Annotated in this window: 6 protein-coding genes; 1 reads left to right on the top strand and 5 read right to left on the bottom strand. The window is 71.1% G+C overall.

Annotated features, from left to right (window positions below; all coding sequences use genetic code 11):
• Nucleotides 1–109: 109 nt before the first annotated feature.
• The 5 genes from ACXKZF_RS00875 to ACXKZF_RS00855 all read right to left on the bottom strand — a co-directional run bounded on the left by ACXKZF_RS00875 (nucleotide 110) and on the right by ACXKZF_RS00855 (nucleotide 9,108).
• Nucleotides 110–1,489 (bottom strand): hypothetical protein, encoded by a 1,380-nt coding sequence (locus tag ACXKZF_RS00875; RefSeq protein WP_488985098.1) that lies wholly within the window; start codon nucleotides 1,487–1,489, stop codon nucleotides 110–112.
• Nucleotides 1,470–2,228 carry a TIGR03943 family putative permease subunit gene (locus tag ACXKZF_RS00870; RefSeq protein WP_488985097.1) on the bottom strand — a complete coding sequence of 253 codons (759 nt, stop codon included), beginning with the start codon at nucleotides 2,226–2,228 and terminating at the stop codon, nucleotides 1,470–1,472. Before ACXKZF_RS00870 ends, ACXKZF_RS00875 begins: the two co-directional genes overlap by 20 nt.
• The gene (locus ACXKZF_RS00865; protein WP_488985096.1) at nucleotides 2,221–3,273 is read right to left on the bottom strand and encodes a permease; all 1,053 of its coding nucleotides are present in this window, start codon (nucleotides 3,271–3,273) and stop codon (nucleotides 2,221–2,223) included. The genes ACXKZF_RS00870 and ACXKZF_RS00865 overlap by 8 nt, the downstream gene beginning before the upstream one ends.
• A 109-nt stretch (nucleotides 3,274–3,382) precedes the next feature.
• Entirely contained in the window at nucleotides 3,383–6,346 is a 2,964-nt protein-coding gene (locus ACXKZF_RS00860; protein ID WP_488985095.1) for an immunoglobulin-like domain-containing protein, read from the bottom strand.
• 53 nt (nucleotides 6,347–6,399) lie between these two features.
• The gene (locus tag ACXKZF_RS00855) at nucleotides 6,400–9,108 is read right to left on the bottom strand and encodes a LamG-like jellyroll fold domain-containing protein (RefSeq protein ID WP_488985094.1); all 2,709 of its coding nucleotides are present in this window, start codon (nucleotides 9,106–9,108) and stop codon (nucleotides 6,400–6,402) included.
• A 386-nt stretch (nucleotides 9,109–9,494) separates the two neighbouring features.
• On the opposite strand from ACXKZF_RS00855, the gene ACXKZF_RS00850 reads away from it, so the two are divergent.
• Nucleotides 9,495–12,707: a family 43 glycosylhydrolase gene (locus ACXKZF_RS00850; protein WP_488985093.1), complete on the top strand. Its 3,213-nt coding sequence runs from the start codon at nucleotides 9,495–9,497 to the stop codon at nucleotides 12,705–12,707.
• Nucleotides 12,708–12,780 lie beyond the last annotated feature (73 nt).

Genomic DNA, 12,780 nt, shown 5'->3' with positions numbered 1-12,780 from the left:
GCACCTGCGGCCGCCGCGTCGCGCCATCGCCTCCGCGCGAGCGCGCACCTGCGGCCGCCGCCTCGCGCGAGCGCGCACCCGGCATACCGACCGCGGCTGGGGACGCGGCTCAGGCGCACCAGTCCGGACGCGTACCCGGCACCTCGGCGACTGCGGCGCCCGAGGACACGTCGATCACGGTCGAGGTGCGACCCAGCCACTCCGCACGCGTGGGGTAATCGTCGATCTCATCCTCGGTGCGGACCACCCCGACCGCCGCGAACCGCCCGCTGGCCGAGACGCAGACCTCTTCGATCCGGCCGCCGGCGCCGGCCCGGAAAACCCCGACGGGCGGTTCCGAGGCGGTCCGGCGCACGACGTCCTCTGCCGTCCACTGCACCGACGAGGAGTCGGAGAGGAACACCGTTCCCGTCGACCCCGCGTCGGCGGCGGCGCCGGCGATGTCGCTCAGGGTGCCGTTCGTCAGATCGAGCACGGCCGGACCCGCTGCACCGTCGACCACGAGCGACGTCGAGGCGGGTAGCACCGCGCGCAGCCCCCCGACCTCCCCGAGCAGACGCGGGGGCGCCGAGCCGGTGGCATCCACGAGGATGAGCGACCCCGAGGGCGCCTGCGCGACGAGGTAGGAGCTGCCCGGCACGAAGAACCACGAGTCGGCCTGCAGCGCGAGTCCGTCGAGGTCGAGCACGGCGCGAGCGCCCGCGTCGGGATCGGCGGGGTCGACGAGGAACAGCGTGCTGGTGTACGGCTGCGCGTCCGCCCCCGTGCCGGTGAAGACGAAGCCCGTGCGCCCGGCGTCGGCCGATGCCCGCAACAACCCGACGGTCCCGTCACCGGGAAGGGGCAACGGCACCGGGTCCGCCCCCTGGCCAGCGCGGGTCAGGGTGGCACGGCCGTCCTCGTCGAGCACCGCGGCGACCACCCCGTCGCCGTCGTCGGCGTACTCCTGGATGCGCGGCGCCGAGAAGATCACCTCGTCGGAGCCGGATGACAGATCGTGGCGCACGATCCGATCGTCGGCGCCGCCCGTGCGGTCGAAGCTCCCGCCGCGTTCGAGGGTGGTGACGGTCAGCGGTGGGGTGGCGAAGTCGAACGCGGCCTCCGCGGTCGCACCCGTCGCCCGCCCGCGCAGCGCCGGAATGCTCACCCGGTAGTCCCGGGCGTGGTCGACGGTGTCGGTGAAGCGCAGACGCATCGTGGACCCGGTCACCTCGATCTGGAAGGGCGTCGCGGGCTCGACCCGCACCCCCTCTCCCGAGCGGGGGTCGAGGGGCTGGTCGGCGCGGAACACCAGCGTCACGCCCGACTGCTGTACGGCGAGCGCTGGGTCGCCGTCGACACCGCGGATCCGCGGCCCGCGCTCGAGGGCAGCCGCGGCGAGGGTCGTGCTGACCGCGGCGAGGCAGGCGACGACGGCGATGCCGGCCACGGCCCAGCGGCGCGACGAGCGCGGGCGGGCGGCATCCGTCTCAGGAGAGGTACGGGTCATCGGGCTCCTCCACGGCGTCGACGGTCGCGGGGCTCAGGTGGGTCGCCCCGCCATCGTCGGCGAAAGTACCGGTCAGGTGCACCCAGTCGCCCGAGCGCAGATCACTCGGCAGATCGGCGGCGATGACGGGCACGGCGAACAGCTGCGCGTCGACCGTGCAGCAGGTGACGGCGTAGCGTCCGACGCGGACGGCACCGTCGCCGTCGATCAGCAGGAACCCCGTCACGTCGGCCTGCTGCCCGACGAGATCGTCGGCGGTGGCGCCGCTGCCGAGGATGCTCGCCCAGTCGCGGACTGAGAAGCGGGTCGGGTCGCTGCCGACGAGCGACGGGCGGGGCACGTCGCCGCCGCCGTCGACGGCGCTCGCGCTCGACAGGGCGCGCTCGGCGCTCAGCGTCGTCGGCGGCGCGACCAGCAGGGCCGCCGCGGAGACGACGACGAGCGTGCCCGTCACGACCGTCGACAGCATCCGGTACGAGCGGCGCCGGACGGGCTGGTCGTGATCGTGATCGTGGTCGTGATCATGGTCATGGTCGTGCGCCGTCTCGCGTCCCGTGGCGGTGACCCAGACCGCCGCCGCGAAGAGCCCCGCCCCCACGATGCTCAGCAGCACGGTGAAGACGACGTAACGGGGGTGGATGTACAGCGTGAGGTCACCCGCGGCGGCGAGCGCGAGGGTGGCGACGAGACCGATGCCGCACAGGGCGAGGCCGGCCCATCGCGAGACGAGTTCAGACAAGCAGGTTCACCACCAGACCGAGGGTGAGCGCACCGAGCGCCACGACGAGAGTGATCCCGGCGAGCGTGCGCAGACGGAACGTCGTCGAGAGCATCACCAGCATCTTCACGTCGATCATCGGGCCGAGGACGAGGAACGCGACCAGCGCGCCCGGCGAGAACGATGACGCCAGCGACAGCGCGAAGAACGCGTCGACGTTCGAGCAGATGGCGATCACGAAGGCCAGCACCATCAGGGCCAGTATGCCGAGCACGGGATGCCCGCCGATCTCCGTCAGCGTGTCGCGCGACACCGCCACCTGGATGACGCCGGCGACGGCCGCGCCGAGGAAGAGCGCCGGCAGCATGGCCGAAACCTCGTCGCGGAACATCACCGCCGCGCGCCGCAGGGTCGCCTGCTCCCGCGCCGACGTCGCGGCAGAGGCGCACACCGCGGCCCACTGCGGCGTCAGGAGGCGCTGCGGGTCGGGGTGCAGGCTCACGAGCCAGCCCACGAGGTTGGCGAGCACGAACCCGCCTACCAGTCGCGACACCAGGATGCCGTCGTTCCAGCCGAAGGCCTGGTAGGTCGTGATGAGGGTCACCGGGTTGAGGATGGGTGCCGCCAGGAGGAACGTCACCGAATCGGCGACCGAGAACCCGCGCATCATCAGCCCTCGGGCCAAGGGGACGTTGCCGCACTCGCACACCGGGAGGACGACCCCGAGCAGTGACAGGACGGCGCGTCGGAGGATACCGGTGCGCGGGATGACGGCATCCAGCACCCGGGAGGGGACCCATAGCTGCACAGCGATCGAGATGGAGATGCCGAGGAAGACGAACGGGAGGGACTCGATCACCACACTCGCCGCGAGGGTGACACCGTCGGAGAGGGCGCTCGGGAGCGAGCCGTCGCCGTCGATCGTCAGCCACCGGACGACGATCGCGGCCGCGATCAGCGACGCCGCGACGAGGAGCACCCGGCGCGCCCCGGAGCCGAGCGCCGGCGGCGCGGGCTCCGCTCGGGCGCGCGCGGGTGCTGCGGAAGAGCTGCGCGGGGTGGGCATGGGGCTGGATCGTCCTATCGGGGGTGGCGTGCGGCGTTCGCGCCGGGGTCGGCCGTGACCGCCTGTCCCCCGGATCGCCGGGGACGCCACCGCCCGCGACCGCGGTGCGTCAAGAGCACCGGTGCGCCTCGATGGGCACCGTCGTCTCGCGCGACTGTCCGGCGCCGTCGGCGCGGAGCGACATCGACCCCGCCGGGATGGCCGCCGCGCGCGTCGAGAACGCCGCCGTCGCGGTGCCGCCCGCGGCGAGCGCCGAGAAGGTCTTCGTCCCGTACGCGCTGGACGCCACCACCGACACGGGAGCGGATCCCGTGTTCGTCACCTTGAGCATCACGGTGACCTTGCCGGCGATGCACCGCGACGAGACGGAGCTCTCTACGCGCGGTGCCGCCGCATCGGCGACGCGCACCTCCACAGGTGCGGACGCGGAGGCCGAGAGGACGTCGAAGCCCTGGTACGCGGCTGTCAGGCGCACATCTCCCGACACCTCGGGGATGACGGCCTCGGCGACGAATGCCCCGTCGCGCGAGATCACGCGCGCGTCGACCGTCCGATCGCCGAAGGCGAACCGCACCGTCCCGGCGACGGCGCCGCCGTCGGTCGCGGCCACGACGGCCTCCACCTTCGCACCCGGCTCGAGCACGGCACCGCCCGCGACGCCGACGAGGGAGGTCGTGGTCGCCGTCCGCGTGGCGGCCACGCCCTTCGCCGACTCCCACTGGTTGAGCGTGACCGGCATGACACTGCCGTGACGCGACTTCGGCAGTGCGCCGGCCACGGTGCGCCACGCCGGCGCCGCCAGCGACTCGGTGAACAGCGGCAGGTACCCCTGCCCCGTGAAATCGTCCACGAAGAGGTAGAAGCCCTCGTCCACGCCCGCCGGAAGCGCGGTATCGCCCGCGTTCGCGCGGAAGACCGTCGGCCCCTCGGTGGTGCGGCCGGTTGCGCGGGCGGTCTTGGAGACGCACGTCGCATCGGTCGTCCACGCGTAGTCGCCGGGGACCGAGAGAGCGTAGAGCGACGAGGCGGACTCCTGCACGACGTCGTTGCAGCCGGTGATCTCCTTGGTGAACCGGTAGAAGGTGCCGTCGTCCTCGATCATCGTGGAGTCGATCCGGTCGCCGGCGTCCTGCCAGATCTTGGCATCCGAGAACGTGACGAAGTCCCGTGTGGTGGCGTACATGACCTTCGAATAGGTGTAGTCGGGGGTACCGACCTTGTCGTAGGGGCGCGTGGCATCCAGGAACACCCGCGACGACCAGTACACGACGTACTCGCCGGCGTCCTCGTCGTAGAAGGCCTCGGGCGCCCACGTCATCGAGGCGAACGGCCCCGACACGGGCACGTGCCGCTGCGCCGACCAGTTCTTCAGGTCGGTGGACTCCCAGATCTCGAGGTGCCGACTGCCGTCGTCCAGTGACGACTCCCATGACGTGCCGCCGCCGATCGACAGGTCGGTGGCGATAAGGAAGAAGCGGTCGCCCTCGGCGGAGCGGATGACGAACGGGTCGCGGAGCCCACGCGTGCCCTGCGTCGACGACAGGATCGGAGTGCCGTTGTTCAAGACGTCCCACGTCATCGCGCTGTTGCCCTGCGACGCGGCGAGGGAGATCTTCTCTCCGTCGAGGGTGTCGGCGGTGAAGTAGGCGAACATGTAGCGGCTGTCGACGGCGGGACGCTGAGCCGGTTCGACGGTGACGGCGAAGCTGCGCGTGACGGCGGCGGCCCCCGTCCCGACCGTGGCGGTCAGGGTGACCGGCACGGGGTCCGCGCCCCACGCCGGCCGCGTCACGACGCCGGCGGCGGCGCCGCCGACCGCGCGGTCGGAGACGACGGCGGGAGCCGATGACGTCCACGCCACCGGCGCTCCGCGCTCGCCCCGCGAGGGCAGCGTCACGTTGCCGCGGACGACGGCGGGAACTCCGAGCGCGTCGCGGTCGGCCGCGACATCGGCCGCTGTCAGCGCCGGCACCACCACCGTGAACGTCCGGGGTGCCGTCGCCCCGACTCCACGGGCCTCGGCCAACGCACTCAACGTCACCGTGGCCGCGGGCTCCCCCACTGCCGGGCGCGTCACGACGCCGTCGGCGGAGACGACCGCGGGGTTCGACGACGACCAGGAGATCTCCCGGATGCCGAACAACCCGAGGTCGAGGTCGCCGGTCACCGCCGAGGTGTCGCCCAGATCGACGGCGGCCGCCTTGGTGTCGGCGACGGCACGGAGCGCCGCCTGGTGGGTGGTGGCGTCGCTCTCGGACAGCGAGACGACCTCACCGCTGGACAACGCGCGGTCGTAGACGTGGAACGCGCCGACGGTCCCCTTGAACAAGGCATCGGGCCACGGTGCGCGTCCGATCGTGTTGAGAGTCTGCGAAATATCGGCGGGGGTGAGCGTCGTCGTGACGACCCCCGACAGCTGACCGTCGGTATAGAAGGTGAGGGTGTCGGCGTCGGCGTCGATGACGGCGGTGAGGCTGTGCCACCGATTCGCCTTCACCGGGTAGGCGGTCGCGTTCTTCTCACCCCCGGCGGAACCCGTCGTGATCCCCGAGCGCGGCGCGCGGACGTTCGCGAACCAGTACTGCTGGGTCCCGTCGTTTCCGATGTTCCAGAGGAAGTGGTTCGAGGCGAGCATCGCGGCATCGGCCTTGACGTCGATCGACACCGTGGCCGAGGTGGCGGTCTTCAGCAGGTCGTCGGGCAGCTCGACCCAGTTGCCCGTGGAGGTCTTGGCGCCCCCGGTGAACTGCAGGGTCCCCGCCTCCGCCCGCTGCGACGCGGTGTAGTTGCGCACCGTCGCATCGAGCGGGTCGCCCGCGGCGTCGGAGCCGTCGGCCGTGTTGCGGGCCACGTCGCCGGAGGTCTCGTCGAACGTGTAGCGCGCGACGAGACCGTCGTCGCTCACGCCGGAGGGCGCCGCGGTCGCCGCCCCCGCACCGAGGACTCCGCTGACAGCGACCGCCGTGCACACCGCGACGGCGAGCGCTCGTCGCGTCCCGGAGGCGGCGCCGGCGGTGCGGTTCTCATCGGTCGATCGACGCAGACCGTGGCGAGAAGGGGTGTGAGAGAGCATGGTGTCCTGACCGTCGGTCGACGTCGATGGGCGGTGCGGGGCGGGGCCGCGGGTCAGCGGCAAGTGGTCGCCGCGAACGGCGCCGTCACCGACGAGGTGGTGCCGCCTGCGCTGGCGGCGACGGTGACCTCGCCCGCGGCCAGCGGGTTCGTCCGTGCCGTGAAGGTCACGATCGTGCTCTTGCCGGCGCCGAGGGAGGCGATCGTCTTCGAGCCGTGCGCCGAGTCCACCTGCAGGGCGACCGGTGCCGCGCCGCCGTTCGCGATGCGGGTGACGACGATCGCTTTGCCGGCGGCGCACCGCGTCTCGGCCGTGGCCGTGACGGCCAGGGCGGGGGCGGTCACGACGACGTCCGCGGTGACCGTGAGCGCTGTCGAGCTGAACAGACGCCGGTCGGCAGCGTTGTACGCGGTCGAGCCGTTGGTCCCGGCCCACTGATTCAGGTTCGCCCCGACCGTTCGCACCGTCCCGGTGACCGAGTAGGAACCGGGCTTCGAGGCGTCGACGCCGGTGAGGTTCCACGTCACGGGCTGCGCGGCGGTGCCGCGACCGTACGCAAGAGTCACCTGCGCCTCTCGGGGCAGAGCAGCCGTGATGGATGCCGCGCCGGCGCCCTGCGTCACGCTCGCGTCACCGAGGTCGGTGGTGACGACGGCCGTGGCATCCGCCTTGCGGATCCCGTCGTACTGGCCGAACGTCAGCGGGACGATTCCCCCGTGCTTGGTGCTCGGCGCCATCGAGAAGGTGTCGGATACGAGTGGTGTCCATCCGGCATCGAGGTTCGTCGTCTCCAGCGGGCGGTAGCCGGTGGAGGGGATGACGTCGACGTAGAGGTACCACGCGTCTTCGCCGTGGCGCTGGAACACCGCGGGACCCTCGACACCACCCGCGTTTCCGCCGGAGTAGTTGGCGCCGATCCGCTCCTGCACGGTCGTCCACGCGGTCGACTGCTTCCACCAGTCGGCCGCCGTGGTCGACTCCATGTAGATGCCCCGGCCGAAGGCGTTGTCCTTCGTGACGCGGTAGGTCTTGCCGTCGTTCTGGATGACGGTCGTGTCGATGGCGTCGCCGCCGGTGTCGATCATCGTTCCGCCGTAGCGGTAGGTCTGCTGTGTGAAGTCGGTGGTCGCGCCCCACAGGACACGCGAGTACGACGACCCGGTGTGGGCGGCGTTGGAGTACACGGTCGACGACCAGTAGAGGACGAAGGCGCCGCTGCCGTCGGCGTTGTACCCGGGGACCCAGGTCGCCTCGGGGGCCCAGGCCATGCCGAGCTCGGCGACCTCGGTGCCGGCGGGCGACTGGGCGACGTCGAACTGACGCAGGTCGCCCCAGGTGACGAGGTCCTTGGACTCCCAGACGTTCAGCTTCGTGGACCCCTGCGAGCTCCAGTAGCACCAGTCGGTGCACCCGGCCGCGCCGCGGTCGCCGCCGAACACGCGCAGGTCGGTGGCGATGATGTAGTACGTCTGGGTCTCGGGGTTGTACGTCAGGTACGGGTCGCGGACGCCGGTGGTGCCCAACTGCGAGGCGAGGATCGGCTTGCCGCCGTTCAGCGGGTCCCAGGCCTCGGGGTCGTCGCCGCGCGAGACGTCGAGGTAGATCTTCTCGGCGTAGCCGTTGGCATCCTCGATGAAGTGCACCATCGCGTACCCGAATGCGTCCTCGGCGGCACGGGCGGGCTGGATCGTCGTGGTCACGGCACGCGAGGCGGCCACCCCGCGGACCGTCGCGGTCGCCGTCAGCGTGGTCGTCCGCGCCGCGGACCCGACGGCCGGCAACGTCGTCGTCAGCGTCTTGCCGTCGGCGGCGACCGTCGTACCCGAGTCGGTCGCGGCCCAGGTCACGCGGCCGCCGTACGTCGGAAGGGTGGTCGTGCTCTCATCGACGGTCACCGGTGCCACGGCATCCACCACGGTCTGTGCCGCCTGGCGGTGCGCGTCGGCGTGGATCGTGGCGTCCGCCGTCGAGACCCGTGCGACCTCGTCGGCCGAGAGCGCCCGGTCGTACACGCGGAACGTCGACACCTCGCCCTTGTACATCGGGTCGGGGTACGGCGCGCGGCCGATCGCGTTGAGGGTCTGATCGGTGATGTCGGCGGGCGAGAGGGTGGTGGGGGTGGATGCCACCTGCACGCCGTCGACGAAGAAGGTGAGGCGCCCGGCGGCCCCGTCGATGACGGACGTGAGGCTGTACCAGCGGTCGGCCGACAACGCGGAACCGGATCGGGCGTTGACCTCGCCGCCACCACCGTTCGTGGTGAGGACGGTGCGCGGGTTGTCGCGGACCGACGAGAAGTACGACCGCGTCGGGGAGTCGCTGCCGATGTTCCAGAGGAAGTTCCAGTTGTTCTTCATCGAGGCGTCGAGTTTCGTCTCGATCGTCACCGTCGCCGATCGCGCGCCGGTGAGCACGCCGTTGGGCAGCCGCACCCAGCTGGCGGTCGGGCTGGTCTTGGCGCCACCGGTGAAGACGAGCGATGACCCGGTCCACAGCGAGTCCGTGCCGTTCACGACGGTCGCGGCGCCCAGCGTGGTCGGCGCACTGTTGGGCACGCTGGCGCCCGCGGTCTCGTCGAAGACGTATTCCGCACGCAGCCCCGTGGAAGGGAGGCCGGTCTCCGCCATGGCCGGTGCCGCCGTCAGGGGGACGAGGCCCCCGGCGAGGAGGGCGACGCCGGTGGCGAAGCTGAGGATCGCGCTCCTCCGGCGTCGGGTCGACGGTCGCGCGGATGCGGTGGGGGCGGTCGAGTGTGCAGTCATCACTCCAGCTCCTTTGCCAGGATGATCGGGGCCCCTGAGGCGCAGGAACGATCTGGATGTTACCGCTCACTTTGCGTGGGGGCAAGACCGGTCGCCCCACGGGTCGGGCGTCCGCGTTGCGATCACCGCCTCGGCCGTCCCCGAACCCGCGGGCGGGCATGCCCGGTGGCGGGTGGATGGGGCGCCGCGGTGACTCGAGCGGAAATCGTGATGGCCATAACGGCATCCGTGTGGCTATTGTGAGCGATAACACTGCACTTTGATGGTCAGTCACTTAATGGAGAGTGGTTATGCACCTGCCTTTCGCGGCGCGTTCGACGACGCCCCCCGCCCCCCTCGAAACCCCGCCCACCCGCGCGCGGCGGCGCCGGCTGACGGCGGTCGCTGTGAGCACCACCGCCGCAGCGGCCCTGTGCGCGAGCCTGCTCGCACCCGGTGTCGCCACCGCCGCAGGACCCGACGACGCACTCATCGCCGACTTCACGTTCGACAGCGGCACGACCAGCTTCACCGGCGCGGGCGCCACCGCCACCACGCAGGGCACGGCTCGACTGGTGCCCGGCGTCAGCGGCAACGCCGCCCAGCTCGGCAGCGGCTTCTGGCTCAACGTCACCAAGACCGGCGGCGCGCCGCTGCTCGCAGGGCTCAACGACGTCACGTTCTCGTACGACAGCAAGCCCGCCTCCACCGGGAACACCGGCTGGTCCGTCTTCGCAGCCCGCAGCGCCGCGACCCAGGCGTACGCCCAGGAGCACTATCTCGGCTTCCTCGACCGCACCACCGGCATCACCGTCGAGCGCTACGACAACGCCGGCAGCCGGAACACCGCGGGCAACCTCGTCGCCACCCAGACGAACGCGGAGTGGAAGCACGTCGACCTCGTCCTCTCGGGCGGCACCGCGCGCCTGTTCGTCGACAAGAAGCTCGTGTCGACCAACACCACGGGCACCGCTCTCGCGCAGATCCTCGGCGCCTCGGGCGGCGTCCTGCAGGTGGGCAAGGCCAACTGGGGCGGCGGCGAGTACTTCTCGGGACTCCTCGATAACCTACGCGTCTACAACCGCGCCCTCACCCCGTCCGAGCTCGGCGTCGCGACGGTCGCCGCTGACCCGGCCGCGGCCCTCAGCATCCCCGCCCGCATCTCGGGCGACCTCCCCTCGTCCGTGCTCGGCAACGCCGTGACGTGGTCGGCATCCGGTGCCGGCGCCTCGCTCGTCTCCGCTGACGGCAAGGTCACCCGCCCGGCCGCAGGTCCCGTCGCCGTCGAGCTGACCGCGACGATCGCCGGCGTCACCACGCCCGTCACCGCCTCGGCGCAGATCCTCGACGCCGGCGGAGACGTCGCCACCTATGTCAAAACGGTCACGACGACCAACGGCGTGAAGGACGACCCCCTCGCCTACAACGACGACCGCCGCGCCGACGCGCTGTTCGTCTCGGCCCGCCCGTCGGGCGCCTCGACCTGGGAGCCACTGAACCGCTCGCAGGCCATCCTGTACGCGACGTGGAACGGCTCTCAGAACGCGAACCCGAACGCCCAGGTCGGCTCGCCCACCCTCATCCGCTTCGCCGACGGCTCCCTCGGCGCGGTGGCAGCGCAGAACAACGCCACCGATTCGGTGTACGTGTGGGACGCCCCCGACGGAGCGACCTTCCGCAACCAGCGCACCGTCAAGATCGCCTCCGACGGGTCGATCGTGAAGAACCCGCGCATCGAGTTCGACGCCGCCAGCCAGAAGTACACGGCGTACTGGACCGACGAGCTCACCGGTGAGGGCCGCGTGGCCCGACTCGACGCCCTCACCGCCGGCAGCACCCCGACCGCGGCTACCAAGGCCGACGTGCGCGCGCTCGGCGTGGTCGGCGCGGGTCTGCCCGGCTTCACCGCGCAGGCGCAGGCGAGCTCGTTCGCCCTGTCGAAGGCCGAGTTCGACGTCTTCTACAAGAACTACGTCGACCTGCAGAACACCGGCGTCCGGGCCCCCGCCGACGTGCAGGTCGAGAACGGCAAGAAGGTGGATGCCGCAGCCCTCCCCGGAACCGTCACGCTCGACTACAACGACGGCTCCACCAAGAACCTCCCGGTGACCTGGGACGCCGAAGATCTGGCATCCATCGATTCGCGTAAGCCCGGCACCTACGAGGTGTCCGGTCTCGTGCAGCAGACCGCCGAGGAGATGGTCAACGACGCGCGGGCCGATCCGCATCTGTTCTTCAACGAGGACGACGGTTACTGGTACCTCACGGGCTCGCACTACTCGATCCCCTCCAACGCCCCCGACAGCCAGCTGATCGACGCCAACGCGTACCGCAAGATCGGTCTCAAGCGCGCCACCACGATCGCCGGACTGAAGGACGCGCCCGAGCAGATCGTCATCGACCCCGACACCGGCACCCCCGGCAAGCAGGCCCAGTACCCCAACACCTTCTACGGCTGGGGCGGATACATCTGGGCGCAGGAGTTCCACAAGATCAACGGGCAGTGGTGGATCGTCGCCGGCATGAACCGCGGCTACGCGCCCACCAACGGCTGGTGCGACAACACCGTCCTGATTCCCTACACGGGGAGCGAAGAGTCGCTGCGTGCCGGCGGCCTGGTGAACCCGCAGAACTGGGGCGAACCGACGATCCTCGAGGGCGCCGCCTTCGACGTGTCCTACCTCGAGCGTCAGGAGAACGGCGTCACGCAGGGCTACTGGGTCATGCCGAACAGCGCGAAGCTGCTCATCGGCAAAGCGAAGATGGGCCCCAAGGGCACCGTTCCGCTGATCGACGGCGGGCTGAGCGAGGTCTACGCGATCAGCCAGCCCTGGGAGTACGGCAAGCAGGCTCCGACGCCGTCCGACACCACCGAGGGTGGCGACCAGGGCGTCGTGGAGGCGCCCTACATGGTCGAGCACGGTGACTACATCTACCTCACCTACTCGGGCGGCACGGTCGACAAGTACTACGACATCGGCATGCTGCGCGCCGCCAAGTCGGCCGACTTGAAGAATCCCGCGAGCTGGACGCTCGTGCCCTCCCCCGTGCTCACCACCAACGACACCTTCACCGGCCGCATCGGCGGCGCGGGCCAAGCCGGCACCGGACACAACTCGTTCGCGACCGACCCGGCCGGCAACCTGGTGCTGGCGTATCACGCGCGCCCGTACCCCGAGCCGCACACCGGCGGTGCCGCGGGCGGTCTGTTCGACCCCGACCGGAACAGCTGGTTCAAAGCGGTCAACGTCCGCGCCAACGGCATGCTCGACCTGTCGCTGACCGCCGCGCAGGAGGTCGCACCGGGCAACCGCACCGTCACCGCACGGGTGGTCGTGGCAGCTGCCCCGGCCGGCGTGCAGGCGAGCGTCGCGACGCGCTGTGTCGCCGGCAAGGTGACCCTCGTCACGACGGTCACCAACACCGGCACGACGCCGGCGTCCGGAACCATCGCCGGCACCTACGGCTCGACCACCTTCACCGATCTGGGCGCGGGCAAGGCCGTGTCCAAGACGCAGTCCACCCGCAGCGCGTCCATCGACGCGGGCACCGTCACGGTGACCGTGCAGAACGCCTCCACCCCGGTGACCGCGGACTACCGCGCCACCAGCTGCCGATGACCGACCGACTCGACTCGACGAAGAGGAGAAACACCGTGACCCGAAAGACCAGCGCGCCCACCCGAGGCGCATT

It is taken from the genome of Microbacterium sp. ABR10 (assembly GCF_057812175.1).
Note: the sequence above shows the minus strand (reverse complement) of the source record. Positions and strands in the feature narration are given on the sequence as shown.